This window comes from Sphingomonas sp. AAP5 (genome assembly GCF_004354345.1).
GTDB classification, from domain to species: Bacteria; Pseudomonadota; Alphaproteobacteria; order Sphingomonadales; family Sphingomonadaceae; genus Sphingomonas; species Sphingomonas glacialis.
Genome location: NZ_CP037913.1, coordinates 965,197 through 982,008 on the forward strand (window position 1 = coordinate 965,197; position 16,812 = coordinate 982,008).

General features: G+C 65.6%; 10 protein-coding genes. 5 read left to right on the plus strand and 5 right to left on the minus strand.

Annotated elements, in window-relative coordinates; all coding sequences use genetic code 11:
- Nucleotides 1-347 precede the first annotated feature (347 nt).
- Genes E2E30_RS04505 through E2E30_RS04520 form a run of 4 tightly spaced genes read right to left on the minus strand, consistent with a single transcriptional unit; the run spans nt 348 to nt 7,310 of the window.
- On the minus strand, nt 348-1,832 hold the full coding sequence (locus tag E2E30_RS04505) for a carboxylesterase/lipase family protein (protein WP_133187611.1): 1,485 nt from the start codon (nt 1,830-1,832) through the stop codon (nt 348-350).
- The gene (locus E2E30_RS04510) at nt 1,829-2,581 is read right to left on the minus strand and encodes a GDSL-type esterase/lipase family protein (RefSeq protein ID WP_133187613.1); all 753 of its coding nucleotides are present in this window, start codon (nt 2,579-2,581) and stop codon (nt 1,829-1,831) included. The genes E2E30_RS04505 and E2E30_RS04510 overlap by 4 nt, the downstream gene beginning before the upstream one ends.
- Nucleotides 2,581-3,903, minus strand: coding sequence for a sugar porter family MFS transporter (locus tag E2E30_RS04515; protein WP_133187615.1), 1,323 nt, complete (start codon nt 3,901-3,903; stop codon nt 2,581-2,583). The genes E2E30_RS04510 and E2E30_RS04515 overlap by 1 nt, the downstream gene beginning before the upstream one ends.
- Nucleotides 3,900-7,310, minus strand: a complete 3,411-nt coding sequence (locus E2E30_RS04520) for a glycosyl hydrolase 2 galactose-binding domain-containing protein (protein ID WP_240699032.1) — start codon at nt 7,308-7,310, stop codon at nt 3,900-3,902. The genes E2E30_RS04515 and E2E30_RS04520 overlap by 4 nt, the downstream gene beginning before the upstream one ends.
- A gap of 459 nt (nt 7,311-7,769) precedes the next feature.
- Between E2E30_RS04520 and E2E30_RS04525 the strand changes: the two genes are divergently transcribed.
- From E2E30_RS04525 to E2E30_RS04540, 4 genes are all read left to right on the plus strand, one after another.
- Nucleotides 7,770-10,943, plus strand: a complete 3,174-nt coding sequence (locus E2E30_RS04525; RefSeq protein ID WP_133187619.1) for a TonB-dependent receptor — start codon at nt 7,770-7,772, stop codon at nt 10,941-10,943.
- A 109-nt stretch (nt 10,944-11,052) separates the two neighbouring features.
- The gene (locus tag E2E30_RS04530; RefSeq protein ID WP_133187621.1) at nt 11,053-12,585 is read left to right on the plus strand and encodes a tryptophan halogenase family protein; all 1,533 of its coding nucleotides are present in this window, start codon (nt 11,053-11,055) and stop codon (nt 12,583-12,585) included.
- An 85-nt stretch (nt 12,586-12,670) separates the two neighbouring features.
- Nucleotides 12,671-13,948, plus strand: a complete 1,278-nt coding sequence (locus tag E2E30_RS04535; protein WP_133187623.1) for an ROK family transcriptional regulator — start codon at nt 12,671-12,673, stop codon at nt 13,946-13,948.
- A gap of 88 nt (nt 13,949-14,036) precedes the next feature.
- Nucleotides 14,037-14,933 (plus strand): ROK family protein, encoded by an 897-nt coding sequence (locus E2E30_RS04540; protein WP_240699033.1) that lies wholly within the window; start codon nt 14,037-14,039, stop codon nt 14,931-14,933.
- A gap of 371 nt (nt 14,934-15,304) precedes the next feature.
- On the opposite strand, the gene E2E30_RS04545 is transcribed toward E2E30_RS04540, so the two are convergent.
- Nucleotides 15,305-15,937 carry a tyrosine-type recombinase/integrase gene (locus tag E2E30_RS04545; protein ID WP_133187627.1) on the minus strand — a complete coding sequence of 211 codons (633 nt, stop codon included), beginning with the start codon at nt 15,935-15,937 and terminating at the stop codon, nt 15,305-15,307.
- Between the two features lie 264 nt (nt 15,938-16,201).
- Here E2E30_RS04545 and E2E30_RS04550 point away from each other — a divergent pair, with 264 nt between their 5' ends.
- Complete coding sequence (locus tag E2E30_RS04550) at nt 16,202-16,693, plus strand: hypothetical protein (protein WP_133187629.1); 492 nt, start codon at nt 16,202-16,204, stop codon at nt 16,691-16,693.
- The last annotated feature ends 119 nt before the right edge of the window (nt 16,694-16,812 follow it).

Consider the following 16,812-nt stretch of genomic DNA (forward strand, 5'->3'; position numbering starts at 1 on the left):
GTTGAGAGGAGGGTATCTTTACGCGTCACATCTCGGTGTCGGATTTGGGTGGATAGCGGTCTGTCCGATATCGGAACGCGACCTGTGTAAACGGGCGTTCCTTCATGTGGCAGAGCGGCAACTCCGAGCGCGCGCCGGGGGTGCGAGCTCGATCCCCTGTCGCACGTGTTCGCCAGTGTTGACGGCCCGAAAGCACCGGAGTTCGTCGAGCGCGGATTGAGGTCGACAGCTTGGGCGATCGCCATGAGCAGGACAGCGGTGTCCGTGGGATTTCGGATCACTCTAGCTGACTGGCGTAATGGGAGCGAGGTTGGACGCCATAAGATTGGGGCAGCCTTTCGATGCACCTATGGCGCATGGCGCCAGGAACACGGCAATCGAAATGCATCGCGGGTGAGCGTTCCCGCAGAGGCGAAGGCGATTTCGATCGACCGGGTCGGTCTGGATCGCGGCCAATACGCAACACCCGCGCTGTTGGGATTTCGCGTTCGGACAAAATTAATCCAATAGGTCTGCAGCGGGGGCGCTGCAGCCTCCAGGCCCGTATTTGGCGATGCGAACACGCTGCGCAATTCGCTTCCGTGGGTCACTGCCGCACCGTCTGGTGGCGTATAATCATACGTGTACCGCCAAACCGAACCGCCGCGCGTGGCCACGGCCTTGGCGACTACGTTCGTCGGGCAACGGAACGTCAAGTCGGTGGCGAGCTGCAGGGGCGCGTCACCCAGCCGCGGGTCGGACCGCGGAACCTGCCCCGGACCGAGCCCATAATAAGCGAGTGCGACGCCGGCGGTATCCCCGAACGCGCCTGTGGCGATCGCGCGCGCTGCGGAGAGGTCACCGTGCAGCGGCAGTTCGCGGGCATTGGTGCCGATGATCAACGGCACGGGATTGGGTCGCCCGCGCGCGAGCAGGCGCGCCGGCGTATCGGTCAACACGCGACCATCGACCACCGCCTGCAGCCAGATGAAGCTATTATCGTCGAGGCCCGGCACGACGACCGCTTCTTGCGCTGCAAGAATGCGTTCGACCGGAAGCGCGCGCAGCTGAGCCGCTGTAGGGTCACGGGCGAGGCCCGCCGCCTGGGCGAACAACGCGCCGACCGCTTCGTTCTGCGCGAGACTGCGCGGCGGCACGCCGAACCCCGCGGTCCCGCTTTCCTGGATCGCAGCATGGAACAGCCCGTGCGCGAGCGGAGATAGTTGTTGCAACGCGACGTCTTGCGCGCCGGCCGATTCTCCAGCGATCGTCACTCGTCGCGGATCGCCGCCGAACCGCGCGATGTTCCGCTGGACCCACCGGAGCGCGAGCTGTTGATCGAGCAGCGCGTAATTGCCCGAATGCCCACCAGCCTCGGCGCTAAGGGCCGGGTGACTGAGGAAACCGAGTGCGCCCAGGCGATACTGAATGCTGACGAGCACGATCCGGTGTTCGGTGATGCGGCTCTCGACGGTGCCGCCGGCGGCCCCGCCGCGATTGCCGCCGCCGTGGATCCACACCATCACTGGAAGCCTGGCAACGCGCGACAGGAGCGGGGTGCGGACGTCGACGAACAGGCAGTCCTCCGCGCCGCTGCGCGCCGCCGCCCGGTTCCACGTGCCATAGTCGGATTGCGGGCAGGCGGCATGGTCGGCGACCGCCGCGACGGGCTGCGTCCAAGGGCGGGGGCGGACCGGCGGCCGCCAGCGCAAAGCGCCGGTCGGCGGTGCGCCATAGCGGATTCCGCGGAACACCGCCCCGCCGCCCGCGATCGCTTCGCCGCGGACCGGGCCGTCGTCGGTTGTCACGATTGGACCGGCGGCTGCCAGCGCCAGCGCCAGCAACAGGCTCACCGCGGCAGGCCGACCGGGGCAGGGCGGGCGAGCGCATCGCGGATCGCGGCCTCGGCCACCGGCGCCATCGCGGCATAGCCGGCTTCGTTGGGGTGAACCCCGTCGACGGTGAAGGCGGCGCGCTGCGCCTGGCCGTCGTGGAGCGCGCTCCAGTAATCGGCATAAGTCGCGCCGATCTGGGCGGCGTAGCGCTTGAGCCAGGCATTCATCCGCTCGATCTTCGACGAAACCTCGAGCCCCGGGCGCCACGGGAAATTGGCCGCGGGTGGGATCGACGCGAGGATCACGCGAGTCCCGTTCGCGCGCGCGAGATCGCACATCATGATGATGTTGGCCTGCGTCTGCTCGAGCGTCATCGGGCCGGTGTTGCTGGCGATGTCGTTGGTGCCGCCCATGATCTGGACCGCGGCCGGATGCAGGTCGATCACGTCCTGGTGGAAGCGCAGCACCATCTGCGGCGTGGTCTGGCCGCCGATGCCGCGATCGACACGGTCGGGGCCGAAGAAGCTCGGGACCTTGTCGAACCACCCCTGGGTGATCGAATCGCCGATGAAGACGACGCGCTGGCCTGTTGCAGAGGGGGCGAGCGCCGCATTGGCGGGCTGGTAGCGGCCGAGCCACGCCCAATCCTCATGCAATCGCTGTTCGGCTTCCTGCGCCTGGCGGGCCTTGGCATCTGCAGGCGTTTGCGCGTTTGCGGCCGTGGCCAAAGGCAGTAGCACGGACAGCAATATCATGGCGTGGCGCATCAGCGGGACTCCATCATCCGGGCGTGCATCGCATCGAGCGCGACGCCCTTGGTTTCGGGGAAGAACAGCAGCACGACGACGCATTGCACCGCCATCGCAACCGCGAAGATCACGAACGGCGCGCCCGCCGACCACGCGACGAGCACCGGAAACACTCCGGCGATGGCGGCGTTCATCAGCCAGTGCGTACTCGCCCCCAGACCGCTGCCGCGCGCCCGCACCGCGCTCGGGAAGATCTCCGACAGATAGACCCAGATGACCGCGCCCTGGCTGGTCGCGAAGAAGGCGATGAAGCCGACCAAGGCGGGCAGCAGCGCGGCGTTGCCGATCCGTCCGAACAGCACCAGCGCGGCGACCGACAGGCAGACCGTCATCCCCGCCGCGCCTGCGGCGAGCAGCGTCCGCCGCCCGACGCGATCGATAAGCGCCATGCCCACCAGCGTGAACAGCAGATTGGCCGCGCCGATCAGGATCGCCTGCCGATCGGGTGAAAAGCTGCCGGCTTTGGCGAAGATGTCGTTGAGATAATAAAGGACCGCGTTGATCCCGGCGAGCTGGTTGAACATCGCGGTCGCGACCGCCAGCAGGATCGGCCTGCGATGCTTGCGCCACGACAGCGTCTCGCCCGGCGCATCCTGCCGCAGCGCGTTCTCGACCGACGCAAGCTCGGCGGACGCCTCGTCCGCGCTCAGGCCGATCCGCGTCATCGCGGTGCGCGCATCGTCCAGTCGGCCCGACAGGATCAGCCAGCGCGGGCTGTCCGGAATGCGCGCGAGCAGGACCAGGAACAGGATCGCGGGCGCGGCGGTGACGCCAAGCTTCCAGCGCCATGCCGCCTCGCTGACGAGCGATCCGACAACCGCATTGCTGAGATAGGCGACTAGGATCCCGGTGACGATCGCGAGCTGGAACAGCCCGACTAGCATCCCACGCCGGGCAGGCGGGGCGATCTCGGCGATATAGACCGGTGCGAGCACCGAGGACCCGCCGATCGCCAGCCCGCAGGCGAAGCGGAAGGCGAGGAACGCGGTCCAATCGGTGACCAGGGCGCAGCCGAGCCCGGCGAGAACATACAATATGCCGAGCAGGCCGAGCACACGGCGGCTGCCATAGCGATCTCCCGGCTTGCCGGTGAACAGCGCACCGATCAGCGTTCCCCACAGCGCCGCGGACACCGTGACCCCGAGCGTTTCAGGGGTCAGGCGGTAGATCCGCGTGAGGTCGCCGGTGACGCCCGCGATCACCGCGGTGTCGAACCCGAACAACAGCCCGGCGAGCGCGGCGGTGCCGATGCTCGCCGCCAGGACGCCGCGGCCGCTCACCGCAGTGCCGTGCTCGATGCGGCGACGTTCCAGCCGCGCAGCGTGACGCTCGGGGTGGCAGCCTTGGCGGTCGGGTAGCGGATCTCGACCGTGCGGCTTTCGCCGGGCAGCAGCGAGACGTAATTGTCGGTGAAATAGGCTGGCAGGACCTGGCTGCCGTCCGCGTTCAGGACGGTCAGCTTGGTTTCGATCCCCGGGGTCTGGCTCGAATTGGTGAGCGTGACCGTCGCGACCGTCTCGGCGCCATCGACCCGGCTGCTCGCTTGGGTCTGCAGCGTGACTGGGGCGAGCGCATTGAGCGCCTGGAACTGCGGGTCGGTGGCGGCCTGCCAGTAGAGGTTGGTCGACAGGACCTTGCCCGCCGCGTCGCGCGCCTCGAGTCGAACCAATGCGACGCCCTTGGCGAGGATCGGCGCGAGGTCGAGCGTGAACGCCGTGTTGGCGGTCTCACCGGTCGCCGTCAGCGTGGTACGCTTTTCGGCGAGCACGCGGTTGTCAAGGCTGACGACCTTGGCCGAAACCGTCACCCCGCGCAGATCGCCGACGCGGTTGTTGACCAGCATCACGTTGTAATCGGGCAGGTTCATCTGGACGTGGACCGGTTCGGACGCCTTCTTGACGCCGTAGAACGACGCCTGCGTGTCGTAATCCGACGAGAACATCTGCCATGCCGACGACGGCCACGCCGGCTGCGTCATCCACAGCATCCGGCCGCTATTCTGCGTCCACAGCCCGGCGTTCATGCCCTCGAAGATCGCGCGGTAGGATTCATACTGCATCATCTGCGCCTTGCGCTCGAAATCCTCGAGGCTGGTTCCGGGGCCGAAGCGCGTCGCGAGCGCGTTCATATAGCTCGTCACCGCGCCGTTCCCGGTCTGGTGCCAGTCATGATACGCCCAGCTGTCGCTGATCGGCCAGCGATCGGGCTCGGGGATCGCACGCTTCCACGCCTCGAGCGTCGGCAGCGACGGCGTGCCGCTCTCGACCGAGAAACCCTTGGCGTGCTCGGTGAAATATTCGACCGGGGGACGCCAATTGTACGGCCCGCTGTTCTGCAGATTCACGCGATTTGACGAGCCCATGTAGATCCGCGTGCCGTCCTCCTTGTGGATCAGTGCCTGCAGGCCTTCGTTGAGGATCGGCTGCGGCACACCCTCGTTGCGGCCGAACCACACTACGATCGAGGGGTGGTTGCGATAGCGCTTCACCACGTCGGTCGCGTTTTTTAGGAACAGCGCGGTGTCCTGCGCCTCGATGTTATAGTCCTGCGTCGATTCCCAGAAATCGTTGAGGATCATCAGGCCGTATTCGTCGGCGAGATCGTAGAAACTGTCCTCGGTGTTCTGCCCGACCCAGTTGCGGATGATGTTCATGTGCGCATCCTGGTGGAGCCGGAAGAACGGCTCCAGCCGCGCGCGATCGACGCGCTTCATGAAGTCGTCCATGCCGATATTGCCGCCGCGTGCCGCGATCCGCACGCCGTTGACGCGAATTACGAGATACGGCGTCAGGCCGTCCTCATCCTTGATCCGCCGTACCGCGGGCGAGCTTTCCGCGCCCGGCACCAACGACGCCGCCCAGCCGTCCTTGACCTTGTGGATGCCCGTGTGACTGCCGTCGACGATCTGCTGGCCGAGCGCGCGCGCCTTCGACAGATCAATCCCGACGCGTTCGAGCTCGCCCTTCTGGTCCATCAGCGAGATGTCGTATGTGACCTGGCGCATGCCGAAGCGCAGCGTGCGGGTGTCGCTCGGCTGGCCGGCGACGCTGCTGGTCAGCGTCAGCATGTGGAGCGCGGGCGCGCCATAACCGTTCGGCCACCACAGTTTGGGGTTGCGGACGGATAATTGCGGGAACTCGGACGGACGCAGCACGACATGGCTGGTCTGTCCGGGGGCGAGCGTCACCGTCTTCTCGACCGCGACGTCGTCGAACGCGGCGCGCACGACGGTCGTGACCGGCTGCGCCGACGCGTTGGCGACGGGCACGGTGATCTCGACATCGGCGAGGCTGGTATCGGCGCGCGGCAGCGTGGTGACGACCTGCGCATCGCCGAGCGTCGCCGCGCCGGTCGCCGCGAGTATGACGCCCTGCCACAGGCCGGTGTTGCGGTCGCGGATGCTCGGGATCCAGTCCCACCCTTCGGCCGCGCCGAAGGTCGGGCCGTCGAGCATCATCATCCCGCCATTCTCGCCGACGCCCGCAGTCAGCGATTCCTCCTGCGCGATGCCGGGATGCGGTGGGGGCGAGACCTTGACCGCGATCGCGTTGCGGCCGGGGAGCAGCTTGCCGGTCACGTCGAACTGGCCGCGGATGAAGGCGCCCTTCATCGTGCCGATCACCTGGCCGTTGAGCCAGACTTCGGCGGCATAGTTGACGCCCTTGAAGGTCAGCTGCTGGTGCTTGCCCGCGGCCTCGGCCGGAACGTCGAATTCGGTGCGATACCAATATTCCTGCCGCGCCAGCGTTTCGGGGATCGCCAGATTGTTGAGCCCGTGCGCCGGGTCGGGATAGACGCCACGATCGACCAGCGTGGTCAGCACGGTGCCGGGGACGGTCGCGGCGTACCAGCCCTTCGTGTCGAACCCGGCGCGGCTGAGCGTCGTGCCGGGGGCGACGACTTTCGGCGCCTCGGCCAGTTGCCAGCCGTTGACGTCCCATTGCCCCGGACCGGTCGCGACGATCGCCGCCGCGGTCGATACCGGCTTCGCGACCGGCGTATCGAACGGAGCCTTCGACGTCGGTAGCGTCGCCGCGTCCTGCGGTGCGGTCTGGCCATACATCTGGTGGACCTGGACCGGCCAGGTCGGGCTGCCCTGCTGGAAGGCGATGAGCGCGGGGTCGGGCGCGCGCGCAGCGGCGGCTGCGATCGTAGCTGCGTCCGCTGCCCCTGCGACCAGCGCGAAGTTCGCGACACGTCCGGCAAAGACCGGCGCGTTCGCCCGCGGGGCGAGCGTCAGCACCGGCGACACCGCCGCCGCCGCCGTCGCCATTTTGCGCTGCGCGACTGGCTTGCCATCGACGAACAGCCGGGCGGTCGTCCCGTCGAAGCTGGCCGCGACATGATGCCAGGAAGCGGAGCCGAGCCGCGCGGGGGAGACGAGCGTGCCAGCCTCGGTGACAAGGCTCGGCTTCCCGCCGTCGAGCGCGAGAAAGCGGCGCGGGCCAGTGCCGGGATCGCCGAATCCGCCGATCAGCGCACTCCCGGTAGGAAGCGCGCTGGGCTCGATCCACGCCGACAGCGTCCAGGTAGGCGTGGCGATCGCCAGGGCGTCGGCACCGCCTATCCGGCTCACGATCGCATCGCCGCCCGCAGGCAGGTTGGCGTTGATCGGTCCATAGGTTTGTGCGCGCGCCGTTGCGGCGGTCGCCAGCAGAGCGATCACTGTCGCGCTTATCCGTACCATGCCCATCGATCGCCTCCCAGGATGCCGATCACGTCGGCTTGCCGCGACCAAAAGCACAGCGGCGGTAGATTGCCAAATCAAATTTGTTTATTTCGGCAGCGGGCATCCCGAGTGCTTTTCGAGTGTCAGGGTCCCGTAGCGATGGGCGCGCACAGTTGGCCAGTGAGGCCTTTGCCGGAGGGAATGCCTTGAAAATCATCGTTCCGCAGCTGGCGCAACGAAAGGCTTTGGGACGTCAAAACCGTTACGAAGTCGAACAATATAAAATGCCAAATTGCATTATTTAATCGTTGACGTGCGCGCGGACTTGGTGGATTTGTCGCGCATCGGAGACGACGGCAAGTCGCGAACGCGGTTTTGGGGGAGGGGACAGGCACTGCCTGGACCGCACATTCTCTTCATCCCGTGGAACGTGACAAGGCCGCGGGCCGCCGACGCAGGGCTGGAGAGGATTGGGGAATGAAATTGAAATTTGGGCATAAGGCGACCTTGTTGATCGCCGTATCCGGCTCGGCCTTGCTGACCGGCACCGCCGCGTCGGCACAGCAGAGCGGAACGACGCAAGGTGTGCTCGCGACTGCGCCAGCCGCGCAAGCCGCATCGCCATCGGCTGCGACCGCCGACCAGAATAGCGCCGCGTCCGACCCCGTCGCCGCACCGGCATCCGCCGCCGACGACAGCGCCGCGACTCCGGACATCGTCGTGACCGGCATTCGCGGTGCGCAGCAGCGCGCGGTGAACCTGAAGCGCTCCGCCGGATCTGTGACCGACTCGATTTCCGCCGAGGATATCGGCAAGCTGCCCGACGTGACGATTTCGGATTCGCTCCAGCGTATCCCGGGTGTCCAGATCCGTCGCGACGCGGGCGAGGGCGCTGCGATCAACATCCGCGGCCTGCCGCAGGTGACGACGCTGCTCAACGGCGAGGCCTATCTCGGCGCACAGTCGATCACGACGATCCAGCCAAACTTCAACGATATCCCTTCGCAGCTGTTCGCCGGCGCCGACGTCATCAAGTCGAGCACCGCGGACCTGCTCAACGCCGGCATCACCGGTACGGTAAACCTGCGCACGCGGCGTCCGATGGACCTCAAGCGCGGCCTCACGCTCGCTGCAGCGGCGGAAGGGTCGTATGGCGACAAGTCGAAGGAGCTCGACAAGAGCTTCAACGGGCTGGTCGGCTATCACGGCGAGCGCTTCGGCGTGCTCGTGTCGGGCACCTATTCCAACCTGCATCTGTCGAACTCGCACAACGGCATCCAGGAAGGGTACGGCGTCGGGCTGCACAACGAGCAGTTCAACACCGCGGCCAATCCGAGCGGCGACGTCAACACGACCAACGGCTTCTCGCCCGCGAACCGGCCGCACGGGACGATCGTCGGCACCGGTCGCGACGTCAACGGCAACGGCACGTCGAACGACATCTTCATGACGCCGCAGGCGTTCACCGCGTGGAACAAGATCAACGAGCGCGAGCGGATCGGCGTCAACGCGTCGGCGCAATGGGAAATCAGCGATCAGCTGACGCTCGTCGCCGACGCCTTCTTCACGCGCCAGAACGAACATGACCGCACCGCTGGCATCCAGCTGCAAAACGTCAACTGGCAGGCGGGCGAAGCGACCCCTGGCGCCTCGCGCAATACCGGCGCGACGATCACGCAGACCGCGAACGGCATCCCGCACAGCTACAATCTCTATTCGACCCAGGTCTACAATTACGACCTCGGCAATTTCGATTCCTATTCGCAGAACGATCACTACAAGTCGCAATCGCAGAACTACAATGCCGAGCTGAAGTACGACAACGGCAGCGGTCTGAAGGCCAGCCTGCGCGGGATCTACGGCAAGGCTTCGCAGGATTACGACCAGAGCTATCTGCAGTTCAGCGTCAGCAACGGCGCGCAGTGGCAGCCGGGCGGCATCGGTCGCTATCCGAGCGGAAACGTCGCGTTCAACCCCGGCGGGTATGCGGTCAACACGATCGCGGGCGCCGCATCGCTACCGGCGACGGTCAATTTTTCCGGCAGCCAGCCGGTCTTCACGCTGCCATCGCAGCTCACCTCGCTGCTCGGCAACATCAACAATTATTCGATGAAGACGACCTCGTCGGAAGGGAATTACCGCCGCAACGGGGATCTCAAGCTGATCCGCGGCGATGTGTCATACGAAGCCAACGAGTCGGTCAGCCTCAGCGCAGGCGCGCGCTACAGCGAACGCTCGGTGACCGATTTCGAATTCGATCGCGCCGCGCCGCTCTATGCGGGGCAGGCCTCCAAGGCGGGCGGGTGTCTCGTCAAGTGGAAGGCGTTCGACGTTCCGCTGAACGATCCGAGCTGCTCGGCGGGCCCGGTCGGCGCCGCTTACACCGCCGGCGTCGTCCGCAATGCCAACAACGCAATCTTCAACGGCCAGGTGAAGCAATACACGCTGCCGGGCGTGGGCCTGCCGGGGATCTATGTCCTCAACCCTGGCGCGATGGACAATGCTCTGGCGTTCCAGAACAGCTTCTACCCGGGCAATGTCGAGGTGCAGAACCCCGGTGCGTCGTTCAACGTCGGCGTGAAGCAGATCTCGGGCTATCTGCAGATGAACGTGAAGGGCGAGATCTTCGGGATCCCCGTGTCGGGCAACGCCGGCGCAAAGATCATCAACACCAAGCTCGATATCGTCCAGTTCGTCACCGGTTCGCCGCAGCCTTATGGTCTGGCGAACCTCAGCAACGGGATCGTCGAGACCAAGCGCAACTTCACCGATGTGCTGCCGGCGTTCAACATGGCGTTCGATTTCTCGCGCAATCTCAAGCTGCGTGTCGCGTTCAGCCAGACGATGACGCTGCTCGATCTCAACCAGTGGGGCGGGGGTCTCAACCCGACCTATGCGATCGACACCACCAATGCCGGGTCGCCGGTGTTCCGCGTGACCGGCGGCAGCTCGAACGGCAACCCGCAGCTCGATCCGTGGCGTGCCACCAATGTCGAGGGTTCGCTCGAATATTATATCGGGCGGAGCAGCTTGCTGAGCCTCGGCGCCTTCTACATCGATGTCGCCAGCTTCATTCAGTCGGGCACGGTGACGCGCACTGACCTGCCCGACAATGATGGCGTCGTGCGCGGTCGCACCGTGTTCATCACGACGCCGGTGCAAGGACGTGGCGGCACGCTCAAGGGGCTCGAGGCGGGCTGGAAGCAGTCGTTCAGCGACTTGGGCTTCATGCCGCACGTGTTGTCGAACTTCGGCATCGACGCGAACATCACCTATTCGCCATCGAATTCGGGGCAGACCGATCTCGCGGGCGCGTCGATCCCGTTCCAGGACAATTCGAAGATCCAGACCAACCTCGCCGGCTTCTATCAGGACGGGCATCTGCAGGCGCGCGTCGCCTGGAACTATCGCTCAAAGCGGGCGGTGCAGTCGGATTTCAGCGGGATCAGCGGGCTCGAACTGTACCAGCAGCCGACCAACTACGTCGATGCATCGCTCAGCTACGACATCAATTCGCACTTCACCTTCTACGCGCAGGGCTCGAACCTGACGGGCGAGTATGAGAAATATTACCTGACCTTCCCCGATGCGAAGGCGTACAACAACATCTACGAACGGCGTTTCACCGGCGGCGTCCGCGTCAAGTTCTGACGCTGGCACCGTACCCGACCGCCCCGACACCCGTTCGCTCCGACAGGTGCGACCGGATGCCGGGTGCGGGCGGAACGCCTGGGCGCAGGCAGCGCTATGGGAAGATCGCATGACCGGACAGAGCGAGAGGATCCACGGCGAGCGAGCGATCCGCTCGATCGTCATCGTCGGCGGCGGGACCGCAGGGTGGATGGCCGCGGCGATGCTCGCGCGCCGGCTCGAAAAGCAGCCGGTCGCGATCACGGTCGTCGAATCGAGCGCGATCGGCACCGTCGGTGTCGGCGAGGCGACCGTGCCCGGCATCCGCGATTTCTTCCGCGAGATCGGGGTGACCGAACGCGAGGTGATGGCGGCGTCGCACGGCACGGTTAAGCTCGGCATCGAGTTCGCGGATTGGAAGCGGCCGGGGCACAGCTTTTTCCATCCGTTTGGGCTGTACGGGATGCGCTCGCGCGGCGTCGCATTCCATCACTATTGGCAGAAACTGCGCGCGGCGGGCGAACCGGTCGAGCTCGCCGACTATTGCCTGGCAACCGCGATGGCGAAGCAGAACGTCTTCATGCTGCCGACCGATCGGCCGGTCCACGACCTGCTGTTCTTCGACTGGGCGGTGCATTTCGATGCCGGGCTGTTCGCCAAGTTTCTGGCGACTCGCGCCGTTTCGGATGGCGTCACGCGGGTCGACGCGACGATCAGCACCGTCCGGATCAACGCGCAGACCGGGCTGATCGACGGCGTTGACACCAATTGCGGCAAGGCGATCGACGGTGACCTGTTCATCGATTGCACGGGCTTCCGCTCGTTGCTGCTCGGGGCAGCGCTCGGCAGCGGCTATGAGGATTGGAGCAATCTACTGCCGTGCGATCGCGCGGTGGCGATGCCGTGCGAACGCGCAGGGCCGCTGACGCCGTTTACGCGCAGCACGGCCTTCGCACAGGGCTGGCAATGGCGCATTCCGCTCCAGCACCGCGTCGGCAACGGGCTGGTCTATGCCAGCCGGCATTTGTCCGACGACGAGGCGGTTGCCACGCTGCGCTCGCGGATCGAGGGGGCACCGCTCGCCGAGCCCAATCTGATCCGCTTCCGCACCGGGCATCGGCGCGACTTCTGGCGCGGGAACTGCGTCGGGTTCGGGCTGGCCGCGGGGTTCATGGAGCCGCTCGAATCGACCAGCATCACGCTGATCCAGACCGGCGTCGAAAAGCTGCTCGCGCTTTTCCCGGATCGCGACTTCGACCCAGCACTGGCGAGCGAATACAATCGCTCAACGACGCTCGAATACGAGCGGATTCGCGATTTCCTGCTGCTGCACTATTGGGCGAACGATCGGCGTGGCGAGCCGATGTGGGATCAATGTCGCGACACCGCCTTGCCCGAGGCGTTGGCCAACAAGCTCCGGCTGTTCCGTGCGCGCGGGCATCTGGTCCGGTACGAATGGGAATCGTTCCAGGATCCGAGCTGGCTTTCGATGTATGCCGGTTTCGAAATCGCGGCGCGGACGTACGATCCTGCGGCCGATTATTTCTCGATTCCCGATCTGCAATCAGCGCTAGCGCGGATGCGGGAGTCGATCGGCAAGGCGGTCGCGCTGGCGGAACCGCATGATGCCTTCCTGAAGGCTTATGCTGTAGCGTCGGCATGATCGCCTGCGCAGCGCCCCTAGAGGCGCACGCAGGGGTGGGCGGGGGCTGGCGACCGCGAGGGTGCGGCGCTCGGGCAACGAGGATATGATGGTGCAGGGAGCGGACGGAATTTTGGATCTTTCGGACTTCACCCCGGCGGGACCAGGCGTGACCGCGAGCGACCGCGCCGCGCGGCTCGGCACCAGCCTGTCGGGGACCAACCTCGTGCGCGCCGGCGACTATAATCAGCGCGTTGTCCTCCAGGTGATCCGCAAGAACCCCGACATCACGCGTACCGAGATTGCGGCGATGACCGGGCTGACCGCCCCGACCATCGCCAACATCACCGCCCGCTTGTTCGAGAGCGATCTGGTCGTCGAGTCGGGCCGGCGTACGGGCGGGCGCGGCCAGCCCGCTACGCGCTTGCGGATCAACCCCGACGGCTGTTTCGCGATCGGTCTCAACGTCGACCGCGATCACGTCACGCTCGTATCGCTCGATCTTGCGGGAACTGTTCGGTCACGGCTGACGCGGCAGATCGCGTTCGCGATGCCCGACGATGTCGTCGCGATCGTCCGCGAGGGGCTCGGCGAGATCCAGCGCAGCGGCGCGCTCCGCGAGGACCGCATCCTCGGCATGGGCGTCGCCGTGCCCGACGATCTCGGCCGGGTTGCCCTGCCGCACCGCCCTGCGAATTACGAGCGCTGGAGCGAGGTCGATCTGCCCGCGCTACTCGGCGCGATCGTGCCCTTGTCGATCCATGTCGACAACGACGCCGCTGCCGCGGCGATCGGCGAGGCGCAGTTCGGCGGCGGGCTCGACCATGAAAGCTTTTTCTACATCCTCGTCAGCGCCGGCCTCGGCGGCGGTCTCGTGATCGACGGTGCATATTACCGCGGCGCCAACGCGCGCAGCGGAGAGATCGGCTTCCTTCCGCTGCACCGCTACGATCCCGGCGGGCAGGTGTTGCAGGATGTCGTCTCGCTGTCGGCGCTGTCCGCCAGGATCGAGCGCGCGGGCGTGTCGCTCGACGGGGTCGATCCGACGATCGCGTTTCCGGACGCCGCCAAGCCGTATATCGACGGATGGATCGACGATGCGACTGACGCGCTGATACCCCCGCTGACGGCGGTCAATTGCCTGATCAATCCGGCGGTGGTGTTGATTGGCGGGCGCCTGCCTGACGAGATCCTCGACCGGCTCGCGGAGGCGAGCAATCGCAAGCTGCGCGCAATGGCGCCCAACATCCCCGCGCTGGCGCCGATGGCGCGCGCTACGCTGTCGCGCGATGCCCCTGCCGTTGGGGCGGCGATCTTGCCGTTTCTCGATCGGATCCTTCCCTCGGATTCGATCCTGATCAAGAGCAAAGCGGCGATTATATAAATTGACTTTGTTTATTGGCGGGGCAGGGTTGCCCGGTGCGATATGTCGCGCCGGACAGCGCGGCGGACCCTTGGAAGGCATTTAAGTGGTGATCCAGATCGGCGTCGATTTCGGCGGGACCAAGATCGAAGCGGCTGCGCTCGATGCGGCGGGGCAGTATGTCGTGCGGACCCGGATCCCCAATCCCGGCAGCTACGATGCGGCGATCCGCGACGTGCGCGATCTGATCGCTGCGGTCGAACGCGACGCCGGTGCGACGGGAACGATCGGGATCGGCACGCCGGGGTCGGTCGACCCGCGGTCGGGGCTGATGCGCAACGCAAATTCGACCTATCTTAACGGTCGCACCTTTCGCTACGACCTCGAGCATGCGATCGGGCGCGAACTGCGCATCGCCAACGATGCCAATTGCATGGCGCTGTCCGAAGCCGTCGACGGCGCGGCGGTTGGCGCCCGCACGGCCTTTGCCGTCATCATCGGTACCGGCGTGGGCGGCGGTCTCGTGGTCGACGGGCAGATCGTCGAGGGTGCAAATGGGATCGGCGGCGAATGGGGCCATGTTCCGTTGCCGTGGATGACCGCCGAGGAATTTCCAGGCCCGGCCTGTTGGTGCGGCCAAGCCGGGTGCCTCGACATGCTGATTTCCGGGACGGGGCTTCGCAAGGATTACGCCGCGCGCGGCGGCGAGGGGCTAGATTGCCCCGCCATTGTGGCCGCGGCGCGAGAGGCCGATCCGCTCGCGGTGGCGGCCCTTGATGCCTATGTCAGCCGGCTCGGGCGGGCGATAGCGATGATCGTGAATATCGTCGATCCTGATGTGTTCGTGGTTGCGGGCGGCATGTCGAACGTCACCGAAATCTATCCTGCTTTGCCCGATATCGTCCGCGCGCATGTATTTGGCGGGGTGTGGGAGGGGCGCATTGTTCCGGCACGATGGGGCGATGCGTCGGGAGTGCGCGGTGCGGCGCGGCTGTGGGGACGCTGATAACCGCGACATCGCGTCGAACCGGACCTTGATAGATACGGGCCAGTCCCGATAGCGTCATAATCGCCGGCACATGTTCCCCCTTTAGAGCGGCGTTTCCGAAAGCCGATTGAACGTTCCTTGATTGATCCGGCACCTAGGGGACGCAGCAGTGGCAGACGCGTGATTGAACGAGCGCGCGCCTGAAAGGCAGAACATCCGGACGCCACTATCGTGTTGGGAAAGCTCGAGCGTTCCACGCAAACTTGGCTATAGTTTCCCGCGGACCAAACGGACAGCCTAGAGCTGAAACTGCGCCAAAAAGGGTCATGAACAGACGGCGGGTTTTGGGGAGCGGACAGGGCCTTCTCACTCTCCGATACTGGGTCCGCTCAGACCTCAGTGCGTTCGGCCAGTTCCAAAGCGTCCTCCACGTCAACGCCCGAGTAGCGCACCGTGCTGTCGATCTTGGCATGGCCAAGAAGGATCTGAACGGCGCGAAGGTTGCCAGTCGCCTTGTAGATGATCGATGTTTTCGTGCGCCGAAGCGAGTGCGTCCCGTAATCCTGAGCCGGAAGACCGATGCCGACCACCCACTCGTGCACGAGGCGGGCATATTGCCGCGTGCTCACATGGGCCATGTAGTCGTTTCGGCTCGGGAATACGAAGTCGTTCCGTGTCCCGCCGCGTCGCTCCAACCATGCCCGCATCGTCTTTCGTGCCGTGTCCATCAGCTCGAACTGGACCGGTCGTTTCGTCTTCTGCTGACCGACGACGGGGCGGTCACGGACGCGCCCGCCGGAAACTACATCGCCGATCCGCACCGTGACCACGTCACAGCCGCGCAGCTTGCTGTCGATGGCGAAGTCGAACAGCGCTCGGTCGCGCAGTCGTCTATGCTGGTCGAGCCAGAAGCGAATAGCCCAGACCTGTTGCTGTTTCAGCGCCCGCTTCGCGCCGATTAGCCGGCCTTCATTCCAAGCACGAAGTTCGTGAAACGCGGGGTCCATCGACGAGTGACCCATCGACCATCTCCATCGGATCAACCAATCGAGCGTACCCAGGCGCGGTAAACCGACGGTTCGGAAATGTGGTTGATCGTCCGTCGGTGATGTGAACGAGCGGCAGGTTTCGGACGGCGCCTCGCAGCCGCTGAGCGGCCGAAAGTGGGTCGTCCAGCCGCCAGTTGCTTGTGCAATTAGGGCAGCACGGCTGGTTTGGCGGGGCCTCCGTATCGACGGAGCGGATGGCTGGCGCGATCAGCGAATCTATCGCATTGCGCGATTGATATGACAGGTTACTTCACAGCGGGCATCGCGCCACTGCTCGCGTTGGCGACAGCGGCGCTGGCTGCGCCGCTCGCGGTCCATACGCCTGCTCCCGGAAGCCCGGAACGCACCGCGATCGTCAAGACGCTCCACGCGGGCGACGATAGCGCGCAATCGCGTTTCACCTTCCGCGCGTTTCGCGTCCTTTCGGCGGGCCCGGGTACGATTGCCTATGTTCGCGGCGCAGGGCCGGTCGGCACCTTCCAGGCCATCCTAAAGCGCGACGGCCGGGCTGGATGGCGCAAAATATGGGGCGATGGCGATGGCGGCAGCAGCAGCTGCGAAGTCGGCGCGCGGCATTATGCCTGGGCCTTGCAACTTCTGCGTACCTACACGGCCAACCCCGATACGATCTTTCCGGGCATCGTGGCGCGGACCGGGGAATTGCGACGCATGGCGAAAGCGAGGCCCGACGTGCAATGCGTCGGTGATTTAGACGGCGGCCCCAGCTGATCGCGGGACATTGGCCCTGTTTAGCCCAACTTGCCCATGTTGCCGGCGTGGGGATCTGCTAACAGGAACAACGCGTTAGGAACCCGTACCAGCCTTGGCTTGGAGGCAGGGCACGCAAG

Coding starts and splice junctions, on each gene's coding strand:
- E2E30_RS04545 (WP_133187627.1), bottom strand. CDS start 15,937: ATGGGTCACTCGTCGATGGACCCCGCGTTTCACGAACTTCGTGCTTGG.
- E2E30_RS04525 (WP_133187619.1), top strand. CDS start 7,770: ATGAAATTGAAATTTGGGCATAAGGCGACCTTGTTGATCGCCGTATCC.
- E2E30_RS04510 (WP_133187613.1), bottom strand. CDS start 2,581: ATGCGCCACGCCATGATATTGCTGTCCGTGCTACTGCCTTTGGCCACG.
- E2E30_RS04550 (WP_133187629.1), top strand. CDS start 16,202: ATGACAGGTTACTTCACAGCGGGCATCGCGCCACTGCTCGCGTTGGCG.
- E2E30_RS04520 (WP_240699032.1), bottom strand. CDS start 7,310: ATGGTACGGATAAGCGCGACAGTGATCGCTCTGCTGGCGACCGCCGCA.
- E2E30_RS04535 (WP_133187623.1), top strand. CDS start 12,671: ATGATGGTGCAGGGAGCGGACGGAATTTTGGATCTTTCGGACTTCACC.
- E2E30_RS04530 (WP_133187621.1), top strand. CDS start 11,053: ATGACCGGACAGAGCGAGAGGATCCACGGCGAGCGAGCGATCCGCTCG.